The 23692-nt window shown below is 72.8% G+C and carries 17 protein-coding genes and 1 pseudogene; 2 read left to right on the forward strand and 16 right to left on the reverse strand.

The annotated features are described in order from the left end of the window. Nucleotides 1–50 precede the first annotated feature (50 nt). A complete protein-coding gene (gene tmk, locus KGS77_RS15315) occupies nt 51–3440 on the reverse strand; it encodes a dTMP kinase (protein ID WP_242581747.1) in 3390 nt (1129 codons plus the stop codon). Between the two features lie 389 nt (nt 3441–3829). Beyond that, nucleotides 3830–6727: a type I DNA topoisomerase gene (gene topA / locus KGS77_RS15320; protein ID WP_242581748.1), complete on the reverse strand. Its 2898-nt coding sequence runs from the start codon at nt 6725–6727 to the stop codon at nt 3830–3832. 579 nt (nt 6728–7306) lie between these two features. On the opposite strand from topA, the gene KGS77_RS15325 reads away from it, so the two are divergent. After that, nucleotides 7307–7801, forward strand: coding sequence for a DUF2752 domain-containing protein (locus tag KGS77_RS15325; protein ID WP_242581749.1), 495 nt, complete (start codon nt 7307–7309; stop codon nt 7799–7801). A 185-nt stretch (nt 7802–7986) separates the two neighbouring features. Here KGS77_RS15325 and KGS77_RS15330 read toward each other — a convergent pair whose 3' ends face one another. From KGS77_RS15330 to bldG, 7 genes are all read right to left on the reverse strand, one after another. After that, entirely contained in the window at nt 7987–8394 is a 408-nt protein-coding gene (locus tag KGS77_RS15330; RefSeq protein WP_242581751.1) for a hypothetical protein, read from the reverse strand. A 193-nt stretch (nt 8395–8587) separates the two neighbouring features. Further along, nucleotides 8588–8785: a hypothetical protein gene (locus KGS77_RS15335; protein ID WP_242581754.1), complete on the reverse strand. Its 198-nt coding sequence runs from the start codon at nt 8783–8785 to the stop codon at nt 8588–8590. Nucleotides 8786–8989: 204 nt separating this feature from the next. Then, nucleotides 8990–10534 carry a methyltransferase gene (locus KGS77_RS15340; RefSeq protein WP_242581757.1) on the reverse strand — a complete coding sequence of 515 codons (1545 nt, stop codon included), beginning with the start codon at nt 10532–10534 and terminating at the stop codon, nt 8990–8992. A gap of 253 nt (nt 10535–10787) precedes the next feature. After that, nucleotides 10788–11372: a small secreted protein gene (locus KGS77_RS15345; protein ID WP_242581760.1), complete on the reverse strand. Its 585-nt coding sequence runs from the start codon at nt 11370–11372 to the stop codon at nt 10788–10790. 197 nt (nt 11373–11569) lie between these two features. Further along, entirely contained in the window at nt 11570–13966 is a 2397-nt protein-coding gene (locus KGS77_RS15350) for a sodium-translocating pyrophosphatase (protein ID WP_242581763.1), read from the reverse strand. Between the two features lie 840 nt (nt 13967–14806). Continuing rightward, nucleotides 14807–15289 carry an ATP-binding protein gene (locus KGS77_RS15355; protein ID WP_242581767.1) on the reverse strand — a complete coding sequence of 161 codons (483 nt, stop codon included), beginning with the start codon at nt 15287–15289 and terminating at the stop codon, nt 14807–14809. Nucleotides 15290–15398: 109 nt separating this feature from the next. After that, nucleotides 15399–15740, reverse strand: coding sequence for an anti-sigma factor antagonist BldG (gene bldG / locus KGS77_RS15360; RefSeq protein ID WP_049716377.1), 342 nt, complete (start codon nt 15738–15740; stop codon nt 15399–15401). A 55-nt stretch (nt 15741–15795) separates the two neighbouring features. On the opposite strand from bldG, the gene KGS77_RS15365 reads away from it, so the two are divergent. Then, complete coding sequence (locus KGS77_RS15365) at nt 15796–18246, forward strand: DEAD/DEAH box helicase (RefSeq protein ID WP_242581770.1); 2451 nt, start codon at nt 15796–15798, stop codon at nt 18244–18246. A 234-nt stretch (nt 18247–18480) separates the two neighbouring features. Here the strand turns inward: KGS77_RS15365 and KGS77_RS35025 are convergent. The 7 genes and pseudogenes from KGS77_RS35025 to ssd form a co-directional block, all read right to left on the reverse strand. After that, nucleotides 18481–18813 (reverse strand): annotated as a pseudogene (locus KGS77_RS35025) (Rv3654c family TadE-like protein); the annotation flags it as partial. Continuing rightward, on the reverse strand, nt 18728–19093 hold the full coding sequence (locus KGS77_RS15375) for a TadE family type IV pilus minor pilin (RefSeq protein WP_242581773.1): 366 nt from the start codon (nt 19091–19093) through the stop codon (nt 18728–18730). The gene KGS77_RS15375 and the pseudogene KGS77_RS35025, both read right to left, overlap by 86 nt. Beyond that, nucleotides 19080–19235: a DUF4244 domain-containing protein gene (locus KGS77_RS15380; RefSeq protein WP_242587488.1), complete on the reverse strand. Its 156-nt coding sequence runs from the start codon at nt 19233–19235 to the stop codon at nt 19080–19082. The genes KGS77_RS15375 and KGS77_RS15380 overlap by 14 nt, the downstream gene beginning before the upstream one ends. A gap of 137 nt (nt 19236–19372) precedes the next feature. Then, nucleotides 19373–20065 (reverse strand): type II secretion system F family protein, encoded by a 693-nt coding sequence (locus KGS77_RS15385; RefSeq protein ID WP_242581776.1) that lies wholly within the window; start codon nt 20063–20065, stop codon nt 19373–19375. Nucleotides 20066–20196: 131 nt separating this feature from the next. Next, nucleotides 20197–21300 (reverse strand): type II secretion system F family protein, encoded by a 1104-nt coding sequence (locus tag KGS77_RS15390; protein WP_242581777.1) that lies wholly within the window; start codon nt 21298–21300, stop codon nt 20197–20199. Further along, on the reverse strand, nt 21300–22502 hold the full coding sequence (locus KGS77_RS15395; protein ID WP_242581778.1) for a TadA family conjugal transfer-associated ATPase: 1203 nt from the start codon (nt 22500–22502) through the stop codon (nt 21300–21302). Before KGS77_RS15395 ends, KGS77_RS15390 begins: the two co-directional genes overlap by 1 nt. Beyond that, nucleotides 22499–23623, reverse strand: a complete 1125-nt coding sequence (gene ssd / locus KGS77_RS15400; protein ID WP_242581779.1) for a septum site-determining protein Ssd — start codon at nt 23621–23623, stop codon at nt 22499–22501. The genes KGS77_RS15395 and ssd overlap by 4 nt, the downstream gene beginning before the upstream one ends. Nucleotides 23624–23692 lie beyond the last annotated feature (69 nt).

Here is a 23692-nt window from a genome sequence, read left to right on the forward strand (position 1 = left end):
GTGGTGCACCCCACTGACAATCGACGCCGAGGACGGGGCGGCGGCGGACGTCAGCCGCGCCTGCCGCGGCGGCCCCGGCCCTGACCCCGTCCGCCGTCGTCGCCGTCCTCGGCCCAGCCCCCGGCACCGCGCTCCTCGGCCCGCTCGTCACCGCGCGGGCCCAGAAGCTCGTCGGCGAGCGTGGGCAGGTCGTCGAGCGGGGTCTCCTCCGCCCAGCTCGGCCGCGGCCGGTCGCGCGGGGCGGGCTCGACCGGACGGCCCGTGGCGGGATCGATCTGCGGCAGTTCCCGCGTCCGCTCCACACCCGTGTCGGGTGCGGGCATGGCCGTACGGGGCTCCTCGGGACGGAACACCCACGGCGGCACCCGGTCTGCGGGGTCGTCCTCCTGCCGCAGATGCGGCTGCCGCGGCCCCGGCTGCGGGTACCGGCGGTCCTGCGGGGCCGGCCCGCCCTGCCGGTCACCGCCGTGCGCCGGTGTGCCGGGCCAGGTCACCCGGCCCTGGGGCTGTACGGGCGGCAGGACGGCCGTCTCGTCCGCGGCGTTCACGGGCCGTACGGGCGGCAGCACAGCCGTCTCGTCCGCCGCACCCGGCACACCGGTCACTCCGGTCACTCCGGACGCTCCGGGGGCACTCGACGCGCCGGTCGCACCAGCCACATCTGCGCCCGGCGAGTCCTCCGGACCGCCGTCCGCCCGCTCGCCCTTACGCAGGTTGACGACAGGCGTCGGGGTCGTCGGCGCATCGGAGTCGACCGTTCCGGCAACACCACGCGAATCAGCGGCACCATCGGAATCACCGGCACCACCCGCCCCGGCGCTACCACCAGCCGCAGCCGTCCCGGCCGCCGCCGCGTTCGAAGCCGCTGCCGCTGCCGCCAGCCGCGCCTGTTCCGCCCGCAGCAGCGCCTCCTCGGCCTTGCGCTGCTTCTCCAGACGCCGTTCCTCGGCCTCCGCCCGCAGCCGCGCCTCCTCCTCGGCCTGCTTGCGCCGCCGCTCCGCCTCCGCGGCCCGCGCGCGCTCCTCGGCCGCACGCCGCCTGCGCTCCTCCTCCGCCGCCTGGCGTGCCTCCTCGGCGCGCCGACGGGCCTCCTCGGCCTGCCGGGCCGCCTCGCGCGCCTTGGCCTCCTCGATCTCGCGGCGCTTGCGCTCCTCCTCCTCGGCGCGCAGCTTGGCGAGCTGTTCCTGCCGCTCGCGCTCGGCGCGCTCCTCCTCGGCCTTGCGTGCCGCTTCTTCCTCGGCCTTGCGCCGGGCCTCTTCCTCCGCCGCCCTGCGCGCCTCGTCGCGGGCCTTGATCTCGGCCTCGGACAGCGGGAGGACCTGGTCCAGGCGGTGGCGTACGACCGTGGTGACGGCCTCGGGCTCCTGGCCCGCGTCGACGACGAGGTAGCGCGCGGGGTCGGCGGCGGCCAGGGTCAGGAACCCCGTCCGTACCCGCTGGTGGAATTCGGCCGGCTCGGACTCCATCCGGTCCGGCGCCTCGGTGAACCGCTCCCGGGCGGTCTGCGGCGACACGTCCAGCAGCACCGTCAGGTGCGGGACCAGGCCCTCGGTCGCCCAGCGCGAGATACGGGCGATCTCCGTGGGGGCCAGGTTCCGTCCGGCGCCCTGATAGGCGACGGAGGAGTCGATGTAGCGGTCGGTGATGACGACCGCGCCGCGCTCCAGGGCGGGCCGGATGACGCTGTTGACGTGCTCGGCACGGTCGGCGGCGAACAGCAGCGCCTCCGCCCGGTCGGACAGGCCCGAGGTCTTCACGTCCAGGATGATCGAACGCAGCCGCTTGCCGATGGCGGTCGCGCCGGGCTCGCGGGTGACCACGACCTCGTGGCCCTTGCCGCGGATCCACTCCGCCAGCGCCTGGACCTGGGTGGATTTCCCGGCGCCGTCGCCGCCGTCCAGGGCGATGAAGAAGCCGGTCGGGAAGGGCGCCTGGGCCGGCTCGGCACCGTGCAGCGCCGCGCGCAGATCGCGCCGCAGCGGTACGCCCTGCCGGTCGTCCAGCTTGGACAGCACCCACGCCGCGACCGGCAGCAGCAGCGCGCCCGCCAGCATCAGGACGAACGCGGCGCCGCCGTGTGCGAAGACGAACGCGCCCTCCCCGAGGTGGTGCGGGCCGATGGCCGCCGCCAGCAGGGGCGCCAGGACGGCGGCCAGTGCGAGCGCGAGCCGTACGACCGCATGCAGGTGTCCGGTCATCCGGGCGGCACGCGGCTCCTCGGTCTCCTGCTCCAGGAGCGTGTGTCCGGTGTTGGCCGTGACGCCCGCGCCGAACCCGGCCAGCAGCGCCAGCAGCAGGACGGTCGTCGTGTCCGGCACCAGGCCCATGGCCAGCAGCGCCAGACCCGTGACGGCCACCGCGAGGGCCAGCAGCCGGCGCCGGGAGAGGGTGGGCAGCACCTTGCGGGCGCCGCGGATGCCCAGGACGGGCCCGCCGCTCAGCGCGAGCACCAGCAGTGCGAAGCCGACCGGTCCGCCTCCGAGGTCGACGGCGTGCAGGACGCAGACCGCGACGGCCGCGGCGATCGCGGCGGCCGTCGCGGCGCAGGCCAGGACGAGCAGCGGCACCGCTCCCGTACGGCCCTTGTCGACACCGCCGCCCGCGTCGGCCGCGCCGCTGCCGTCGCCGCCACCGTTCCGGTCGGAGTCACCGGCCGGTCCGGCACCGGCCTGCCCGGCACCGGCCTGCCCGCCGACGGCCTGCCCGGCACCGGTCTGCCCAGCGCCGGCCTGCCCGGCACCGGCGCCCGGCCCGCGCTTGGGCCGCCGCAGCCCCTCCAGCGGGGAGCGCGGGCGCGGCGTCGGAAGGGCGGGCAGTTGGACGAAGTAGAGGATCGATACGGACGCGGCGAAGAGACCGGCGGCCACATACGAGCCCAGCGCGGCCTGATGGGTCTGGAACCACGAGATCCCGGTGCCCAGCAGATTCCCGAGCAGCGTGACCAGCATCAGCGCGGCGGCGGCCAGCGGCAGCGCCACGAACGCCGTACGCAGCGTCAGGCGGCGCAGCGCGTCCAGATTGTCCGGCAGCGGTCGTACGGCCGCGCCCTCAATGGGAGGCGCGGGCAGCAGCCCGGGCGCCGCGCTCTCCCGCGCGACGGTCCATACGCGCTCGGCCGCGCCCATGAGGAAGACGGTGACCAGCAGCCAGATGAGCGCGCCGCGCGGCGTCCAGTCGATCCACAGGGGCGCGAGGACCAGCAGGACCAGCCGCAGCCCGTCCGCGCCGATCATCGTCCAGCGCCGGTCGAGGGTGCCGCCCGGCGCGGTGAGCGCGGACAGCGGGCCCAGCAGTACGGCCCCGAAGAGGAGCGTCGCCAGCATGCGTACGGCGAAGACGGTGGTGACCGCCAGTGCCGCACCCCGGTAGCCGCCGCCGAAGACGGGCTGGCCGGTGAGGGGGACGTACAGCGCCGCCTGGAGTGCGAGCAGGACCAGCACCAGCAGGGACAGGGCATCGCCGATGCCCCCGACGAACTGCGCGCTCCACAGCCGCTTCAGCGGGGGTGGCGGAGCAGCGCACGTACGGCGCGCTCGCGGGAGTCCGCGACCAGGGCGCCGGATGTGGGGGGCACGACCGTCGGTAGCTCGGCACGCGTCATTCCGCCAGCCTATCGGCCGTAAACGACATGCTGGGCGCACGACCGAACAAATGGGCGGATACCGAGCCGGTCACCGGTGGGCGGCGGACCGGTTGCGGACCGGTCCCGGAGGGGCGCCACGGCGGCGCGGGCCCCGCCCGGCCCGGGGCCCGGCGGGGCGTGTGCGGGGATGCGCCGGCGCCCGTCAGAGCCCCGGGCGCCCCCGCGTCCGCCGTACGATTCCTCCGCTCAGCCGTCGCTCGCCTGCCCCGCGGCGGCCGTCGTCTTCTTCGCCGCGGTCTTCTTCGCCGCGGTGGTCTTGGCCGCCGTGGTCTTCTTGGCCGCCGTGGTCTTCTTCGCCGCGGTCGTCTTCTTCGCCGCCGTGGTCTTCTTGGCGGCCGTGGTCTTCTTGGCGGCCGTGGTCTTCTTCGCGGCCGTCTTCTTGACCGCCTTCTTGGCGGCCTTCTTCGCCGGCCCCTTGGCCCGCTTCTCCGCCAGCAGCTCGTACCCGCGCTCGGGCGTGATCGTCTCGACGTCGTCGTCCCGCCGCAGCGTGGCGTTGGTCTCGCCGTCCGTCACGTACGGACCGAAGCGCCCGTCCTTGACGACCACCGGCCGCTCGCTCACCGGGTCCGTGCCCAGCTCCTTCAGCGGCGGCTTGGCCGCGGCCCGCCCCCGCTGCTTGGGCTGCGCGTAGATCGCCAGCGCCTCGTCCAGCGTGATGGTGAAGAGCTGCTCCTCGCTCTCCAGGGAGCGCGAGTCGGTGCCCTTCTTCAGGTACGGGCCGTACCGGCCGTTCTGCGCGGTGATCTCCACGCCCTCGGCGTCCTTGCCCACGACCCGCGGCAGCGACATCAGCTTGAGCGCGTCCTGGAGCGTGACCGTATCCAGCGACATCGACTTGAAGAGCGAGGCGGTGCGCGGCTTGACCGCGTTCTTGCCGGTCTTGGGCGTGCCCTCGGGCAGGACCTCGGTGACGTACGGGCCGTAGCGGCCGTCCTTCGCCACGATCTGGTGCCCGGTCTCCGGGTCCGTGCCCAGTTCGAAGTCGCCGCTCGGCTTGGCCAGCAGCTCCTCCGCCAGCTCCACCGTCAGCTCGTCGGGCGCCAGGTCGTCGGGCACGTCCGCGCGCTGGTGGCCCTCGGCGTCCTTCTCGCCGCGCTCCACGTACGGGCCGTAGCGGCCCACCCGCAGCACGATGCCGTTGCCGACGGGGAAGGAGGAGACCTCCCGGGCGTCGATCGCGCCCAGGTCCGTGACCAGCTCCTTCAGGCCGCCGAGGTGGTCGCCGTCGCCGTTGCCGGCGTCCGCGGCGCCGGCGGGGATGCCCGCCGAGCCCTCCGCGCCCTCACCGAAGTAGAAGCGGCGCAGCCACGGCACGGACTGGGCCTCGCCGCGCGCGATGCGGTCGAGGTCGTCCTCCATCTTGGCGGTGAAGTCGTAGTCGACCAGCCGCCCGAAGTGCTTCTCCAGCAGGTTGACCACGGCGAAGGACAGGAAGGACGGCACCAGGGCCGTGCCCTTCTTGAAGACGTAGCCGCGGTCCAGGATCGTGCCGATGATCGAGGCGTACGTGGAGGGGCGGCCGATCTCGCGCTCCTCCAGCTCCTTGACGAGCGTGGCCTCGGTGTAGCGGGCGGGCGGCTTGGTGGCGTGCCCGTCGGCGGTGATCTCGCGCGCCGTCAGCGCGTCGCCCTCCTGGACCTGCGGCAGCCGCCGCTCGCGGTCGTCCAGCTCCGCGTTCGGGTCGTCCGCGCCTTCCACGTACGCCTTGAGGAAGCCGTGGAAGGTGATGGTCTTGCCGGACGCGCTGAACTCGACGTCCCGGCCGTCGGCGGCCCGGCCACCGATCTTGACCGTGACGGAGTTGCCGGTCGCGTCCTTCATCTGGGAGGCGACGGTCCGCTTCCAGATCAGCTCGTAGAGCCGGAACTGGTCGCCGGTCAGGCCGGTCTCCGCGGGGGTACGGAAACGGTCGCCCGAGGGGCGGATCGCCTCGTGCGCCTCCTGGGCGTTCTTGACCTTGCCGGCGTAGCTGCGCGGCTTGTCGGGCAGGTAGTCGGCGCCGTAGAGCTGCGTCACCTGCGCGCGGGCCGCGGCCACCGCGGTGTCCGAGAGCGTGGTGGAGTCCGTACGCATATAGGTGATGAAGCCGTTCTCATACAGCTTCTGCGCCACCTGCATGGTGGCCTTGGCGCCGAAACCGAGCTTGCGGCTGGCCTCCTGCTGGAGGGTGGTCGTACGGAAGGGGGCGTACGGCGAGCGGCGGTAGGGCTTGGACTCCACCGACCGTACGGCGAAGTCGGTGTCCTCAAGGGCCGCGGCCAGCGCCCGCGCGTTCGCCTCGTCCAGGTGGAGGACCTGGTCGTTCTTGAGCCGGCCGTCGGAACCGAAGTCCCGGCCCTGGGCGACCCGGCGGCCGTCGACACCGGCCAGCTTGGCGGTCAGGGTGGCGGGATCGCTCGGGTCACCGACGCGTCCCGTGGAGAACGTGCCGGTCAGGTCCCAGTACTCGGCGGAGCGGAAGGCGATCCGCTCGCGCTCCCGCTCGACGACCAGGCGGGTGGCCACCGACTGCACACGGCCCGCCGACAGCCGCGGCATGACCTTCTTCCACAGGACCGGCGAGACCTCGTAGCCGTAGAGGCGGTCGAGGATACGGCGGGTCTCCTGGGCGTCGACCAGCTTCTTGTTCAGCTCGCGCGGGTTGGCCACGGCCGCCCGGATCGCGTCCTTGGTGATCTCGTGGAAGACCATCCGGTGGACCGGGACCTTGGGCTTGAGGATCTCCTGGAGGTGCCAGGCGATGGCCTCGCCCTCGCGGTCCTCATCGGTGGCCAGGAAGAGTTCGTCGGACTCGGCCAGCAGCTCCTTGAGCTTCTTGACCTGGTCCTTCTTGTCGCTGTTGACCACATAGATCGGCTGGAAGTCGGCGTCGACGTTCACGCCGAGGCGGGCCCAGGACTCGCCCTTGTACTTCGCCGGGACCTCTGCCGCGCCGTTCGGCAGGTCGCGGATGTGCCCGACGCTGGCTTCGACCACGTAGCCGGGGCCGAGATAGCCCTTGATCGTCTTCGCCTTGGCAGGCGACTCGACGATGACGAGTCGGCGGCCGCCGCCCTGTGCGGTCTCGCTGGTCGGGGACAACTTCGCTCTTCTCTCCGGTCGGCGCTGAGTGGTACCTCCGGTGGCGGATGGCCCTGGAGGCGGACAGTGCGGTGACGCTTGACGCTGCGGAGTGTGACGGTACATCCCGCCCCCGTGTCAAACGGAAAAACCCCGCAACGCCACTCGAACGGTAACCCGACTACATGCCTTCATGCCGCCCGGACCGGACACAGGCCCGTGGCCCGCGCGCGTCGGCGGGAAATCCGCCGGGGGTCGCGGCCGGTGGCACGGGCGGTGGTGTGGCCGGTGGCACGGGCGGTGGACAGGGCCGCGGGGTCGGCTGAAGGCGGGGGCGGACACGGCTGACGGGTACGGGCTGGCGCGGGCGGCGGGTCGGGTGGGGGCGGGCGGCGGGTCGGGTGGGGGCGAGCGACGGGTCGGGTGGGGCGAGCGACGGGTCGGGTGGGGGTGAGCGCGGGCGGCGGGCGCGGCGGGCGCCCTCGGAGCGGATCACCTCACATCCCTGCCACCCCGCGCAAGGCTGCTGGCAAGATGGGCGCAGAACCACCGGTCCGGCCCTTTCCCTCTTTCTCTCCCTTTCCCCCTCGGGTCCCCTCCGTGTCCTTCGATCCCCCTGGCCCCTCCAGGCCCTCCGGCTCATCCGGCTCGTCCGGCTCGTCCGGCTCGTTCGGCTCATCTGATCCCGTCGGCCATCGGCCGGCCCGGGCGGTCCGTGTCTCGACCCTCCGGTGGACGGCGGCCCTCGCGGCACTCGGCACGCTCGGCGCGGTCTACCTGTGGCACACCGATCCGCACCGCCCGGGCCAGATCCTGCTCCCGTGCCCGTTCAAGTGGGCGACCGGGCTGCTGTGCCCTGCCTGCGGCGGCACCCGGCTGGCGTACGACCTGATGCACGGCGACCTCCCGGCGGCCTTCCACGACAACGCCGCCCTGCTGGTGCTGGGCGTGCCGGTGGCAGGTCTGTTCTTCGGGCGCTGGCTGTACGAAGGGCTGCGCGGGCGGCGCTTCGCGCCCCGGTTCGGGGCGCGTGGGAACGCGGTCGCCCTGGGGACCGCCGTCCTGTGGATGGTCCTGCGCAACGTCGTCGGCTGAGCGCCGTACGTCGGCCGAGCGGCGCACGTCGGCCCCCGCGGTCATATGTGAGCGCGGAGGCCGACGTCCTGCCTGTTCTCTTGTCTTTTCTTTGTTCTTTTTCTCGGTCTTCCGGGCCTACACCGGCTCTTCCAAGAGACGTACGGTTACGTACGGTGTCCTAACAGTCAGCCGCATCGACCGGGTCAGCGGACGGTGACCTTGAAGACCGGCGAAACGACGCCGCCACCGGCCATACGGAGCTGGTTGACGCCCTTGATGCCGAGCTTGACGCGCAGCGAGAAGGCACCGGACTTGTTGACCGGGGCGCTCGCGGGCAGCGAGACCCACTTGGCGCCCTGCTTCTGCTGGAGCGTGACCTTCGTACCGGCCTTGACACCGGTGGAGGTGCCCGTGACGCGGAACTGCTCCCAGGCCTTGACCGTGCCGACGCTCGCCTTGGCGGTGAGCGTTGCCTTCTTCGGAGCCTTGGCGGCGACGGCGGCGGAGTGCGCGGTCGCAGAAGTGGGAGCGGCGGACGCGGCGGACGCGGCACCGGCTACGAGAGCGGCGCTGAGAACACCGGTGGCGGCGAGGCGGTATGCACGGTTCATTACGTGTTCCTCCCAAATGAGCCTGTTGTTGGCCTTCAATGAAGAACACGGCAGAATCGCCGCGATGGTTGCGTCACATGCGACATGGTTTTTTCGCAGGGCCGTATGCGACCTGAAGTGAACGGTGTGATTGCTGTGACCCCGCGCCTTGCAGGGGCCTGCGGGGCCTACAGAACCTAGGGGTCTACAGAAGCTAGAGGGACAGCAGCAGCCAGCAGCCCGTCGTCAGGAACAGCACGCCCGACAGCAGCGCAACGGTGATGCCGAGCGGCCGGCTCACGCCCTCGGCGACCGGCTCACCCGTACGTCCTCGTACCCCGGTCCACAGCAGCAGTCCGGCGCCGAACAGCGCGAACGCCACACCGGCGAACGCCTGGGGTCCACTCTCCATGCGCGCAGCGTGGCACCCCGCGGCGGCGCCCGGGCCAACGCCGGGTGAACGCCACCCCGTTGGCCTCGGACGCCGCCGTACGGCTCGGTGGCCGACCGCGCCTCAGCAGCCCCGCTGCTTCAGCCCCGCCTTACCCGACCCGCCCGCTTCAGCCCCGTCGCTTCAGCCGCGCCTTACCAACCCCACCGCTTCAGCCGCGCCTCGTCAGCCCCGCGCGACCGGCTCCAGGAAGCCCTGCTCGATCAGCATCCGGATCGCCTCAGGGGTACGGTCCCGCAGCGACACCGGGTCCTCGCCCACCAGTTGGGCGATGGCGTCCAGAATCCGCCCGGCCGGCAGCGAGCCGTCGCACACCCCGGCGAAGCCCGCGCCGACCGTGTCCACCTTCGTCGCCCGCCGCATCCCGCGGTTCTGCCGCAGCACCACGTGCTCCGGGTCCTCCGCCCCCGGCAGCCCGACCTGCTCCTGCACCACTTCCTCGGCGAGCCGGAAGTGCCCGGCCAGCAGCGCCGCGTCGTCCGTCGCCCGCAGATAGTCCTGCCGCTCGAAGTGGGCGATCACCGCGTCCCCGAGCGGTTGTTCGACCGGATGCGGCCACTCCTCGACCGTCACCGAGGGGCTCGTGGATCCCGACTTGCGAAGGGTGATCCAGCCAAAGCCCACGGCCTTGGTCTTGCGTGCCTCGAACTCCTCCAGCCAGGCGTCGTACCGGGCCGCGTACTCCTGCGGGCCGGCGCGGTGGTCGCCGCCGTCCCGCAGCCACAGCTCGGCGTACTGCGTGACGTCCTGCACCTCGCGCTGGACGATCCAGGCGTCGCAGCCGCGCGGCACCCACGTCCGCACCCGGTCACGCCAGTCCTCGCCCTCCACGTGCTGCCAGTTGGCCAGCAACTGGCAGTAGCCGCCGTCGTTGAGGTGGTCGGCGGCCTGGGACACCAGCGTCCGGCACAGGTCGTCGCCGCCCATCCCGCCGTCCCGGTACGTCAGCCGGGCACCCGGGGAGATCACGAAGGGCGGGTTGGAGACGATCAGGTCGTACCGCTCCTCCCCCACCGGCTCGAAGAGCGAGCCCTCGCGCAGATCCGCCGCCGGTGCCCCGGACAGGGCCAGGGTCAGCGCGGCGAAGCGCAGTGCCCGCGGGTTGAGGTCGGTGGCCGTGACCCGGGTGGCGTGCTGGGCGGCGTGCAGCGCCTGGATGCCGGAGCCGGTGCCGAGGTCCAGGGCCTTGGCGACCGGTGTCCGTACGGCCAGTCCGGCCAGCGTCGTGGACGCCCCGCCCACGCCCAGCACCAACTGGGAGCGGTCCACGCCCGCCGCGTCCTGCGCCGCCCCGATGCCGCCCGCGCCGCCGACCGCGCAGCCCAGGTCGGAGACGATCCACCAGTCCTGGCCCTCGGGCCCGCCGTACGGGCGCACGTCCACGCTCGCCCGTACCTCCTCGCCGTCCCGCACCAGCCAGCCGTCGGCCAGGCAGTCCTCCAGGGGCAGCGCCGCGCGGGCCCGCTCCCCGGCCACCGGCCGCTGGAGCAGGAACAGCCGCACCAGGGTCTCCAGCGGGCCGTCCCCTCTGGTCGCACGCAGCGCGGGCACGGTCTCGCTGCGGGCCAGCGCGGCGTAGGCGGGCGCGCCGAGCAGGTCCAGCAGGCCGTCGGCGGTGAAGGCGGCGGCCAGCAGCGCCTCGCGCAGCCGGGCGGTGCGGGCGCTGCTCTCGGGGTCCTGGGCGTCTGCGGTGGGGAGGTGCGTACTCACGCTCCCATTGTCGCGGCAACCACCGACAAACGGCGACGGCCCGGCGCCGCGTCCTTCCCGGGCGCGGCGCCGGGCCGTATGGGTGGGGCGTCGAGCCGTACGAGCGGGGCGTCGAGCCGTATGGGTGCGGTGCCGGGCCGTATGGGTGGGGCGGGAGCGTTTCGTCCGTACGAGCGCGAGCTGTCCGTACGAGCACAAGCTGCACGTACGAGCGTGAGCCGCAGCCGGCCCCGCCTCCGCGCCCCGCCGCCCGCTACTTCTTCGGCTGTACGGACGGCTGCCCGGAGCCCTTCGCGTTCTGCGTCTGGCAGCCGGGCTGCCGGGCCATCGCCTTCCCGACGTCCTTGGCCTCCAGCTTCTTGAACGCCTCTTCGCTCTGCTTGTTGAGCTTGTTGATGCCGTCGGACAGGCTGCGCAGGCCGCCCGCGAACTTCAGCTTGTCGCCCGTGTCCAGCCCCTCGACCTGCTTCTTCAGGTCGGTGTAGCCCTTGGAGAGGGAGTTGAGTTCTTTGACCGCGTTCTTCTGCGACTCCTCGCCGCCCTCGGCGGGCGGGGCGCCGGCCTTGCCCAGCGACGCGGACAGCGCCGCGTAGGCGTCGGAGACCTGCTGGAACGCCTTGGAGTCGGTCTCCTGGATCTTCTTGGAGGGCGTGTTCCCGTCGTCGGCCGTCTGCATGGCCGCGTTGGCGTCCTGGATCTTCTTGAACTGGGCCTGCGCGGGGTCGCAGAACTTCTTGGCCCAGTCGTCGAGCTTGTTGCCCTCGTCGTCGCTGCAGCCGGTCAGTGCGAGCACCAGTGCCGCACCGCCGGACAGTGCAGCCACAAGCTTCTTGTTCACCGGATCGGTCCCTTCCATGGCCTACGGCCCCGGAACATACACGTCCGAAGGGCCCGGGCCACGAGCCGGGCAGCGCGCACGACCCTCATTGCAGCCATTTGCACCAAGGCATCCGCACCGCGCGGACACGGCGACGGGCGGGTGCCCGGCGCGTCCAAAAGACGCCGGTCACCCGCCCGTTGAGCGGTGCGGGACCCTCAGGACACCACCGCGGGGTCGGCCGCCTTGACCGCCTTCCCGGAGTTGTCCTCGTCACCCATCGCGATGCCGCGCCGCTTGGAGACGTACACCGCGCCGATGATGATCCCGATGGCGAGCAGCGCGACCACGATCCGTACGCCGATGCTCTTGTCCTGCCCGTAGGAGAACTTCACCACGGCCGGCGCGATCAGCAGCGACACCAGGTTCATCACCTTCAGCAGCGGGTTGATCGCCGGGCCCGCGGTGTCCTTGAACGGGTCGCCGACCGTGTCGCCGATGACGGTCGCCGAATGCGCCTCGCTGCCCTTGCCGCCGTGGTGGCCGTCCTCGACCAGCTTCTTGGCGTTGTCCCACGCGCCTCCGGAGTTGGCGAGGAAGACCGCCATCAGGGTCCCGGTGCCGATCGCGCCCGCCAGGAACGAGCCGAGCGCGCCCACGCCGAGCGAGAAGCCGACCGCGATGGGGGTGAGCACCGCCAGCAGGCCCGGGGTGGCCAGTTCGCGCAGCGCGTCCTTGGTGCAGATGTCCACCACCCGCCCGTACTCGGGCTTCTCGGTGTAATCCATGATGCCGGGGCGCTCGCGGAACTGCCGACGTACCTCGAAGACCACCGCGCCCGCCGACCGGGACACCGCGTTGATCGCCAGTCCGGAGAAGAGGAAGACGACCGAGGCGCCCAGGACCAGCCCGACCAGGTTGTTGGGCTGGGAGATGTCCAGGCTCAGCCCCATGCCGCCGGCGGCCTTGCCGACGTCCCGTACGGCGGTGGCGATCGCGTCCCGGTAGGAGCCGAAGAGCGCCGAGGCGGCGAGCACCGCCGTGGCGATGGCGATGCCCTTGGTGATGGCCTTGGTGGTGTTGCCCACGGCGTCCAGGTCGGTGAGGACCTGCGCGCCGTCGCCCGTGACGTCACCGGACATCTCGGCGATGCCCTGGGCGTTGTCGGAGACCGGGCCGAAGGTGTCCATCGCGACGATGACGCCGACGGTGGTCAGCAGGCCGGTGCCGGCCAGCGCGACCGCGAACAGCGCCAGCATGATGGACGCGCCGCCCAGCAGGAATGCGCCGTACACCGACAGACCGATCAGGACCGCCGAGTAGACGGCCGACTCCAGGCCCAGGGAGATGCCGGACAGGACCACGGTGGCCGGCCCGGTCAGCGAGGTCTTGCCGACGTCCCGTACGGGCCTGCGGCTGGTCTCGGTGAAGTAGCCCGTGAGCTGCTGGATGAGCGCGGCCAGCACGATGCCGATGGCGACCGCCACCAGGGCCAGCACCCGCGGGTCGCCGTCGCGCCCCAGGATCGCCGGGTCGGTCACGCCGTCCAGGTCCTTGTAGGAGGACGGGAGGTAGGTGAAGACGGCGGTGGCCACCAGCGCCAGGGAGATGCCGGCGGAGATGAAGAACCCGCGGTTGATGGCGGTCATGCCACTGCGGTCGGAGCGCCGGGGGGAGACCAGGAAGATGCCGATCATCGCCGTCACCACACCGATGGCCGGTACGAGGAGCGGGAAGGCGAGCCCCGAGTCACCGAAGGCCGCCGTGCCCAGGATGAGGGCCGCCACCAGCGTCACGGCGTAGGACTCGAACAGGTCGGCGGCCATGCCCGCGCAGTCGCCGACGTTGTCGCCCACGTTGTCCGCGATGGTCGCGGCGTTGCGCGGGTCGTCCTCGGGGATGCCCTGCTCGACCTTGCCGACGAGGTCGGCGCCGACGTCCGCGGCCTTGGTGAAGATGCCGCCGCCGACCCGCATGAACATCGCGATCAGCGCGGCGCCCAGCCCGAAGCCCTCCAGGACCTTGGGCGCGTCGACCGCGTAGACGAGCACGACACAGGACGCGCCCAAAAGGCCGAGCCCCACGGTGAACATGCCGACGACACCGCCCGTGCGAAAAGCGATCTTCATGGCTTTGTGCGAGACGGCCGTGAGATCCCTTTCCCGCGTATCGCCCTCGGCCGGAGTGGCTTCCCGGGCCGCCGCCGCCACGCGCACATTGCTGCGTACCGCCAGCCACATGCCGATATAACCGGTGGCCGCCGAGAATCCGGCGCCGATCAAGAAGAAGACGCTGCGCCCCGCGCGCTGCGTCCAGTTGTCCGCGGGCAACAGCATGAGCAGGAAGAACACCACGACGGCGAATACGCCGAGCGTGCGCAACTGCCGCGCCAGGTAGGCATTCGCGCCTTCCTGCACGGCCGCGGCGATCTTCTTCATGCTGTCGGTTCCCTCGCCGGCCGCGAGCACTTGGCGCACCAGCACCGCCGCGACGGCCAGGGCCGCCAGCGCCACGACGGCGATCGCGACCACGATGCCGCGGTTTCCGGTCGTCAGTGATGGCTCGGCCAGGTATGAGGGGGTGTCCAGCAACTGAGGGGTGTAAGGCCCCGCCATTCGTCCTCCTTGACGTTTGGCACATGGGCGCGCGGAAGCACGCTCAGGCGTCCTGAGCAAAGGTGTGGACGGATTGTAGGGAGCCGCACTAGATCAAAACAGTGCGCCTCAAAGGGAATTCGCCTGCTACCGGGAAGATCAAAAGGCGAGCGCTGCGGGAATTCGCCCGGACGGAGGAAAGGAAGGAATTCGCTGACATCCGGCCGATGATCTCAGTGTCTTACTGAACGCCGCTGCTCAAAGAGGTGCCGCGTCCGTTTGCGTATCCGGCCGTGACCGCGGATGCCGGGGCAGGCGCGTACGGGCCCGGGGCGGCGGTACGGGGGGCCGTACGGACGTACGAGCCGACCGCGACGTATGAAAGGCGGTAGGAGAACGGTCCGGGAATCGCCCGGGAACGGGACGAGAGCGCCCGGGGACGGGGCGGAGCGCCTGGGAAGACGACTACGGGAGTGTCTGGGAACGGGACTACGGGAACGCCTGGTGTACGTGCCGGGGCGCGCCGGAAACGGTGCGGGAACACACGGGAGCGGGAGGCGGCCGGGGCGGGGCAGTGGAGGGCGGGGACGGGGCGGCGCGGCGGGGACGTGGCCGTGACGGCGGGTGGTGGGGGCGAGGGCGGCGCGATGGGGGCGAGGGCGGCGCGGCGGGGGCGAGGGGGCAGCGCGGCCGGGGCGAGGGGGCAGCGCGGCCGAGGCGGGGGCCGGGGGCGGTGCGAGGCCGGCGGCGGAGGCGCGCGGACATGCCAAGGCGCCGACGGGCCGTCAGGCCGCCGGTACGCGTGGGATTCACCAGGCCGAAGGGGTGGTGCGTGGTGCCTGAGAAGGTACGAGGCCGACGTCAGGGAAGAACGGGAGCGGGCGCCGTCGGCCAGCTCATGCGGATGACCCCGCCGTTCTCGCCGGAGGTGACCTCGACGTCGTCGACCAGCCCGCTGATGACCGCGAGTCCCATCTCGTCGTCGCCGTCGACCCCGCCGTCACCGTTCTCCGCGGCGGGTCCCTCGCCGCCCGGCGACGCGTCGCCGTCCGCGCCACGCGCGTCCGGCACCGCTTTGGCCGCCGCCGGACCGCACGGCACCTCGTCGCCCACCTCGATGGAGAACTTCTTCTCGTCCTCCACCAGCACGACGCGTACGGGCGCGGAAATGGCATTGCTGCGATGCAGCCCCACCGCTCGGGTACACGCCTCACCCACGGCGAGACGCACCTCGTCCAGCACCGCTTCGTCCACGCCGGCCCGGCGCGCCACGGCAGCCGCGACCAGCCGCGCGGTGCGCACGTGCTCGGGAAGGGCGCTGAAACGGAGTTCGACGGTGGTCATGCCATCCCCCTCGATATGCGGGCGTGCAACGCAGGGGACCGGACCGCCAAGCCCGGTTCCCTCCACTGCTTCCTACCCCGCGCCGTCGGCGCGGGGCACCGGCCGGCCGTCAGTCTGTCGCCGAGACGGCGTCGTCGACCGAGGTGTGAATCGGGAACACCTTGGTCAGTCCGGTGATACGGAAGATCTTCAAAATGCGCTCCTGGTTGCAGACCAGGCGCAGCGAGCCCTCATGGGCACGCACCCGCTTCAGCCCGCCCACCAGCACACCGAGCCCGGTGGAGTCGAGGAAGTCGACACGTTCCATGTCCACCACCAGGTGGTAGCTTCCGTCGTTCACGAGCTCGACAAGCTGTTCCCGCAGCTTGGGCGCGGTGTATACATCAATCTCACCACCGACCTCGACGACCGTACGGTCGCCAACGGTTCGGGTCGACAGGGACAGGTCCACGGATCCTCCAGCACCTTGCTATCGAGCGGTCGCCCCCCATGGATCGGCAGCCGCGATGGCATTCAATCACTTACCAGCAGGCGCGCACGACGCCTTGTCAGCATTGTCCGTCACACCGGTGACACACTCGGTGCCGATGGCCTCCAATCAACTCCCGCCGGACGCGGGCCCAAGCCCCTCCCCGGGCACGGTTCTGGACCGTCTCACCCGGGGGGCGACCCGCGCTACGCGCATCACTCATACGGAGCACTTGCCCCCGCGCATCGGCAGCCATGCGGAATGGCCCGCACGGATCCGTCCGGAAGTGATCGACGCCATCCGCGCAGCCGGAATCGAGCGTCCCTGGGCCCACCAGGCCCGTACGTCCGAACACGCGCTGAACGGCGAGTCCGTCGTCGTCGCCACCGGCACGGCGTCCGGCAAGTCCCTGGCCTACCTGGCGCCGGTCCTCAGCGCACTCCTCGACGGCTCCGCGGCCCCCAACGGGCGGGGCGCGACCGCGCTGTACCTCGCCCCCACCAAGGCCCTCGCCGCCGACCAGCGGCGCGCCGTACGCGACCTGGCCGCCCCTCTCGGCACCGCCGTACGGCCCGCCGTGTACGACGGCGACACGCCGGTCGAAGAGCGCGAATGGGTACGTCAGTACGGCAACTACGTCCTGACCAACCCGGACATGCTGCACAGCGGCATCCTCCCGGCCCATCCCCGCTGGTCCTCCTTCCTGCGCGCACTGCGGTACGTCGTCATCGACGAGTGCCACACCTACCGCGGCGTCTTCGGCTCACACGTGGCCCAGGTCATACGCCGCCTCCGGCGTGTCTGCGCCCGCTACGGCTCCGATCCCGTCTTCCTCCTCGCCTCCGCTACCGCCGCCGACCCCGCGCAGGCGGCCGGCCGGCTCACCGGCGTACCCGTCGTGGAGATCACCGAGGACACCTCGCCCCGCGGCGAACTGGTCTTCGCCCTGTGGGAGCCGCCGCTGACCGAACTGCACGGCGAACAGGGCGCGCCGGTCCGCCGTACGGCCACCGCCGAGACCGCCGACCTCCTGACCGACCTCGTCGTCCAGGGCGTACGCAGCGTCGCCTTCGTACGCTCCCGGCGCGCCGCCGAGCTGATCGCGCTGATCGCCCAGGAACGCCTGGCCGACGTCGACCGCTCGCTGCCCGCTCGGGTCGCCGCCTACCGGGGCGGATATCTCCCCGAGGAGCGGCGCGCGCTGGAGCACGCGCTGCACACCGGCGACCTCCTCGGGCTCGCCGCCACCACCGCCCTGGAGCTGGGCGTGGACGTCTCCGGCCTGGACGCCGTCGTCATCGCCGGCTATCCCGGCACCCGCGCCTCGCTGTGGCAGCAGGCCGGCCGCGCGGGACGTTCGGGGCAGGGCGCGCTGGCCGTGCTCGTCGCCCGGGACGACCCGCTGGACACGTATCTCGTCCACCACCCCGAGGCCCTCTTCCGCCGGCCCGTGGAGAGCACGGTCCTGGACCCCGACAACCCCTACGTCCTGGCGCCGCACCTGTGCGCCGCGGCGGCCGAGCTGCCGCTCACCGAGGACGACCTCGCCCTCTTCGGGCCGCAGACCCACGAACTGCTGCCGGTGCTCGAAGCGCGCAGGCTGCTGCGCCGCCGGGCCCGCGCCTGGCACTGGACGCGGCGCGAGCGGGCCGCCGACCTCACCGACATCCGCGGCCAGGGCGGCACCCCGGTCCAGATCGTGGAGGCCGCCACCGGCCGGCTGCTGGGCACGGTGGACGCGGCGGCGGCGCACACCACCGTCCACGAGGGTGCCGTCCACCTCCACCAGGGCCGTACGTATCTGGTCCGGCACCTGGACCTGGAGGACGACGTCGCCCTCGTCGAGGAAGCCTCCCCGCCCTACTCCACGACCGCCCGCGACACCACCGCCATCTCCATCCTGGAGACCGACACGGAAGTCCCCTGGGGTGCGTCGCGGCTGTGCTTCGGCTCCGTGGAGGTCACCAATCAGGTCGTCTCCTTCCTGCGCCGCAGACTCATCACCGGCGAGGTCCTGGGCGAGACCAAGCTGGACCTGCCGCCCCGTACGCTGCGCACCCGCGCCGTGTGGTGGACGGTCACCGAGGACCAGCTCGACGCCGCCCGCGTCAATCCGGAACAGCTCGGCGGCGCCCTGCACGCCGCCGAGCACGCCTCCATCGGCATGCTGCCGCTCTTCGCCACGTGCGACCGCTGGGACATCGGCGGCGTGTCCGTACCGCTCCACCCGGACACCCTCCTCCCGACCGTCTTCGTCTACGACGGGCACCCCGGCGGCGCGGGCTTCGCCGAGCGGGCCTTCCACACCGCCGCCACCTGGCTGGACGCCACCCGCCAGGCCATCGCCTCGTGCGAGTGCGAGGCCGGCTGTCCGTCCTGCATCCAGTCCCCCAAGTGCGGCAACGGCAACGAACCGCTCCACAAACGCGCCGCCCTCCGCCTGCTGACCGTCCTCCTGAAGTCGGCCCCCGACGCCGCCCAGCCCTGAGCCCGTATGCCGCCGTCCGGGTGATCGGGGGTGGTTGTGCGCGCCGGGCGCGTCGTCAGGCGTGTCATTCGGCGTGTCGACGAGTCCGACGCCGGCTCTCGTCGGCCCGGCGGGGGCCAAGGCAGGAACGGCGGTTCGGGACGCGTACGTCATCGTGCGGGCCGTCGGGTCGGGTGGGCCGGCCCGGGAGCGGGTGTGGGCGGTGAAAGGGCCGGTGCGGACCTCGGTCTCGATGTCGGCCACTTCGCCGTCCAGGGTGCACCGGGTCATCCGTACGCCCTGGTCCCCCGCCACCCGGCCGGCCGTGCGGCATGCCTTTGTCTGCCCCTGGAGTGCCTGGTCGGCGGCGGCCAGGGCGGCCAGGTCCGCTGCCGCGCCCGCGCGGTGGCGGGCCAGCACGGCCTGGCCCATCGCGACGACGCCCGCGAACACCGCGCACAGTGCCATCGCAGCGAAGACCGCCCACACCGTGGCCGAGCCCTCATCCCCGCACCGTTTCCTCCGCAAGAGCCGTCGCCTCCCCTCTGAGCGGGAGCGACAACGGGCCCGTTCCGGGGGCTGCCGCATCGACGCGTACGCGTACCAGGTCGCCGTTCCGGGTCAGCAGCACCTGTGCACCGGGCGGGGCCGCGTCGCGTGCCGCCTTGAGGACGGCTGACGACGGCTCCGATCGCGCAGCAGCTCTGGCTCCCGCCCGGGCGGCGTCCACGCACCGGATCTGTGCGCAGGCGGCCATCACTCCCCACAGGAGCAGCCCGGTGAACAGCACCAGCACCGGCGCCACCACGGCCGCTTCCGCCGTCACGAAACCGCCGTCACGCCCGACCGCTGTTTCAGAACGGCGCATCGAGTGCCTTCCCGACCAGCGCTTGCAGCATCGACCCGACCGCGTGGCTGGTCAGGATTTTGTAGAGCACAGCCGCGAAGGCGCAGGCCGCGAGAGTGCCCACGGCATATTCCGAGGTGACCAGTCCCTGATCGGCCGCGATCCGGCCTGGCGTGCGTCGTCGGTGAGGGCGCGGATGGGGCCGGGGTCGTGGTGATCGGGGTGGTTGTGGTGACCGGGGTGGTTGCTGTGGTTGCCGGAGGGACATGTCGCTCTCCTCTGTGGTCGTGGGTCCTTGGGTCAGTTGTGTGCCAGGAGGGTGTGCGCCAGGCCGATCAGGACGGGCAGGAGGCCGACCGCCAGGAAGGCGGGCAGGAAGCAGCCGGCCAGCGGTGCGGTGACCAGCACGCCCGCGCGTCGCGCGCGAGCGGCCGTCGCCCTTGCCCATTCGGCCCGGAGTTCAGCCGCAGCGCGGGAGACCGCATCGACGGCCGGTGCGCCTGATATGCCGGCCCGCTCCATGGACCGGGCCAGTTCTTCCGCTCCGGGCAGCGCGGCGAACCGTGCCCATGCCACGGGTGGGTCCCCGCCCAGCCGGAGTTCCGCCGCCACTTGGCGCAGCCGTTCCCCGACCGGGCCGTCGAGCGACCGCCCGACGGCTCCGGCCGCCTCCCGTGGTCCGGCGCCCGCCGCGAGACAGGCGGCCAGCAGGTCCGCGGCCGGCGCCAGTTCGGCGCGTACCGCGGCCTGCCGCGTCCGCTCGGCCGCCGTCGCCCGCGTACGCCGTTGCCACCGCCATCCGCCGTACGCGACGCAGAGCGCGACCACGGCACCGATTGCTCCGCCGACCAGGACGAGTCCCGCCAAGGCGGCTCCCACCGGGGCGGACCATTCGCGCGCCGCCCGGGCCCAGAGCTGCGGGTGGGGGTGAGGCTTTCCGGTGTTGTCGGGGCTTCCGTCGTGGTGGGGTGTGCCGCGGGGGCCGGAGCTCATCTGTTGCAGGAGGGTTCCCGCCCGTCGTCGTACGTTCCGGCCGTGCCACGTTTCACTGATGACGGCTGCACAGCACACTCCGGCCGCCACGGCCGGGACCACGATCCCCAGCCTGTGGATGACGTCGGCGGTCATCTCGCGCTCACCCCCTCGCCACTCCCGGCTCCGTCCGCTGCCGGATTCGCCACCCCGCTCACGATTCGGGCGGTCCAGATCAGCCCGCCCCACTCCAAGAGCAGGCCGACCGCCAGGCACCCCCACCCGGCGGGGGTGTGGAGCAGGACCCGCAGCGGGTCGGCTCCCAGTGCGGTGCCCATCAGGAGGCCACCCAGCGGCAGCAGCGCCAGCATCAGAGCCGTCGCCCGGGGACCGGCCAGTTGGGCCCGCAGGTCCTCCCGTTGGTCGCGCTGGGACCGCAGGGCCGCCGCGATCCGTTCCAGTCCCGAGGCCAGGCCGGCGCCGCCCTCCGCCGCGACCTGCCAGCACGCCGCGACCGCGGTCAGTCCCCCGGCGCCCGGTGAGCGGGCCGCCGCCCGGAGTGCCTTGGGGATGTCGCCGCCGAACCTCGCCGCCGCCTGTACCGCCGGTCCCGTATCACCGAATGCCCTCGTTCCCGCTGTCAGCAGCGCCTGGCCCGGTTGCCGGCCGGCGTGCAGTTCACCCGCCACCGCGTCACACAGCCGGATCACCTCCGCCCGTCGGCGCTCCCGCTCCCTGGCTCGTTCCAGCGTCCTCAGCCGACGGCCGACCAGGAACATGGCCGCCACTGCGGCGAGTACGGGCAGGACCGACCGCCCCAGGAGGCCGACGCCGATCCCCGCCGGCAGACACCACACCTCGCGGCCGAAGCGCCGGTGCCTTCTCCACCATCCGAACGGTCCGGGCGGCGCGGGCACACGGGCGGTGTCGCCCGCGGCGCTTCCACGGATGCCGTACCGCCGGTGTCGCCACCACATGGCGTACGGGCCCTTCAGGCTGTCCGGGCGCCCTGTGAGCGCCCCGCGACGTCTCCTTCGCCCCGTACTCCGTCCCGGGGTCCACCATGGCCGCTGTGGCCCGCTCACCCCGGCCGGGCCCTCCGGCCGCCCGAAGGCGCCGTCCCCGAAGAGCCACCGGGCCCGCCGTGTGCCCCGTACGGAGTCGTTCCCCCCGCCCATCAGCCAGGCCGTCACTCCCGCGCACAGCAGCGCCACCCACACCGGCAGTGCCCCGACCGCCGTCGCTCCTGCGCTCATCACACGTCCCCTCCTCGCTCGCACAGCCGCTTCAGCCGTGACCAGCCGTCCGCCTCCTGGAAGCCGTCCGCGCCCCACAGGGCGGCGGGTACGGTGGTCACCAGTCCGCTCCGGTCCCGCTCCAGTACGTCCAGCCGCGCGATCCGGCGCCGCCCGTCCCGGTCCCGTACGAGGTGCAGCACCACCGACAGGGCAGCCGCCAACTGGCTGTGCAGGGAGGCCCGGTCGAGCCCCGCCGTCGACCCCAGAGCCTCCAGGCGCGCCGGAACGTCACAGGCGGCGTTTGCGTGGACAGTCCCGCAGCCTCCTTCGTGGCCCGTGTTGAGCGCCGCCAGCAGGTCGGTGACTTCGGGGCCGCGGACCTCGCCCACCACCAGGCGGTCCGGGCGCATCCGCAGGGCCTGGCGCACCAGGTCCCGCAAGGTCACCCGGCCGGCGCCTTCCTGGTTGGCGGGCCGCGCCTCCAGCCGTACGACATGGGGGTGGTCCGGCCGCAGTTCGGCGGAGTCCTCGGCCAGGACGATCCGCTCGCCGGGGCCGACCAGACCCAGCAGCGTGCTCAGCAGCGTCGTCTTGCCCGTTCCCGTACCGCCGCTGATCAGGAAGGACACCCGGGCATCGACGACCGCGCGCAGCAGCCGGCCGCCGCCCGGGGGTACCGTGCCCGCCGCCGTCAGCTCTGCCAGGCTGAAGGCCCGTGGGCGCAGTACCCGCAGCGACAGGCAGGTGCCCGCGACGGCGACCGGTGGCAGTACGGCGTGCAGCCGGGTGCCGTCGGGCAGGCGGGCGTCCACCCATGGGCGGGCGTCGTCCAGCCGCCGGCCGGCGACCGCCGCCAGCCGCTGTGCCAGTCTGCGCACCGCCGCCTCGTCCGCGAAGCGGGTGTCCGTACGCTCCAGGCCGCCGCCCCGGTCCACCCAGACCTCGTCGGGCGCGGTGACCAGGACGTCCGTCACCTCGGGCGCGGCGAGCAGCGGTTCCAGGGGGCCGCTGCCCACCATCTCCGACCGCAACGCGGCCACCACGCCCAGCACTTCGGCGTCCCCCAGCAGCCGCCCCTCCTGTCGCAGCGCCACCGCTACGCGCGCGGGTGTCGGGTCCGTACCGGCTCCGGCGAGCCTTCGGCGTACCGCCTCCAGCAGTGCCGTTCCCACCGGCTGGCCCGTACGTCCTGTGGTGCGTGTGCTCGTGTGCTCGTTCATGTGGAGGCACCCCCTTCGCCACGGTGGGCGGCGGTGCCGTGCTCCTGGGGCAGCGCCCGCTCCCAGAAGGCCGTACAGAACCGGCCCAGCGGTCCGCGTACGCTCGCCCCCGGTGGCGCACCGCGCGCCAGTTCCTCCAACAGGCCGGGCTCCCAGGGCAGTTCTCCGGCCAGCGGCAGGCCGAGCAGCCGGGCGATCTCCTCGTCCGTCATCCCGGCCGCCGGGTCCGCCCGTACGACCGTCCGCAGGTCCCGCAGCACCATCTGGACGCCCGCCGCCACCCGGCGCGCCGCCGCGACCGCCCGCAGTTCGGCGGGCACCACCAGCAGCCCCACGTCCACCTGGGAGAGCGCCTCCACGGCTCCCTCGTCCAGCCGGCGCGGCAGGTCCACCACCACGACACCGCCGCGCCTGCGCGCCGCCGCCATGACGGCCCGCATGGCGGGTGGCGGGACGGTGACCGAGTCGCCCCGGTCCCAGCTCAGCACGCGCAGGGCATGCAGTCGCGGCAGGGATTCCGCCAGCGCGCCGCTGCCCACCCGCCCGCGGGATTCGGCGAACGCCGGCCAGCGCAGTCCCTTTTCCCGCTCGCCGCCGAGCGCGACGTCCAGGCCGCCGCCCAAGGGGTCGGCGTCGACCAGCATGGTCCGGTGGCCCGTACGGGCCGCCGTGACCGCCAGCGCGCATGCCAGGGTGCTCGCCCCGGCGCCGCCCCTGCCGCCGATCACCCCGACCGTCACGGCGGGCGGCCCGACCCCTTCGGCCGCGTCGGCGATCCGGTCCACCAGCCAGCTCTCGCCGTCGGGCAGCACCAGCACACGGTCCGCCCCGATCCCCACCGCCCGCTGCCAGACCGAGGCGTCATCGGGGTCCCGGCCGACGAGCACCACGCCTTCCCTGCGCCGCAGCCCGCGCAGCCTCGGCGCGCAGTCGTCGCCGACGATCACCAAGGGCGCCGTCTCCCAGCCCGTGTGCGGCCCCGGTGTCCCGTGTGCCACCTCGGGCAGTGCGCCGGCGGCTGCGCACAGTCTGAGGAGGTCGTCCAAAAGCGTTTCGTCCTCGGTGACGATCAGCGGACCGCCGCGCTGATCGCCGGTGTCGGCCGACTGATCGGATGCCATGATTCCGGCCACGTTCCGTCCCCCTGTCGCTACACAACTCACACATCCGCGAACTCCGCGGACTTTCAC

Origin of the sequence: Streptomyces sp. MST-110588, assembly GCF_022695595.1 — a bacterium.
Taxonomy (GTDB): domain Bacteria; phylum Actinomycetota; class Actinomycetes; order Streptomycetales; family Streptomycetaceae; genus Streptomyces.

What these genes read in the sequence shown, in the direction of transcription:
- KGS77_RS15330 (WP_242581751.1), bottom strand. Translation starts at nt 8,394, where the DNA reads ATGAACCGTGCATACCGCCTCGCCGCCACCGGTGTTCTCAGCGCCGCT.
- KGS77_RS15335 (WP_242581754.1), bottom strand. Translation starts at nt 8,785, where the DNA reads ATGGAGAGTGGACCCCAGGCGTTCGCCGGTGTGGCGTTCGCGCTGTTC.
- KGS77_RS15350 (WP_242581763.1), bottom strand. Translation starts at nt 13,966, where the DNA reads ATGGCGGGGCCTTACACCCCTCAGTTGCTGGACACCCCCTCATACCTG.
- KGS77_RS15355 (WP_242581767.1), bottom strand. Translation starts at nt 15,289, where the DNA reads ATGACCACCGTCGAACTCCGTTTCAGCGCCCTTCCCGAGCACGTGCGC.
- KGS77_RS15365 (WP_242581770.1), top strand. Translation starts at nt 15,796, where the DNA reads ATGGCATTCAATCACTTACCAGCAGGCGCGCACGACGCCTTGTCAGCA.
- KGS77_RS15375 (WP_242581773.1), bottom strand. Translation starts at nt 19,093, where the DNA reads ATGCGCCGTTCTGAAACAGCGGTCGGGCGTGACGGCGGTTTCGTGACG.
- KGS77_RS15385 (WP_242581776.1), bottom strand. Translation starts at nt 20,065, where the DNA reads ATGAGCTCCGGCCCCCGCGGCACACCCCACCACGACGGAAGCCCCGAC.
- KGS77_RS15390 (WP_242581777.1), bottom strand. Translation starts at nt 21,300, where the DNA reads ATGAGCGCAGGAGCGACGGCGGTCGGGGCACTGCCGGTGTGGGTGGCG.
- KGS77_RS15395 (WP_242581778.1), bottom strand. Translation starts at nt 22,502, where the DNA reads ATGAACGAGCACACGAGCACACGCACCACAGGACGTACGGGCCAGCCG.
- ssd (WP_242581779.1), bottom strand. Translation starts at nt 23,623, where the DNA reads ATGGCATCCGATCAGTCGGCCGACACCGGCGATCAGCGCGGCGGTCCG.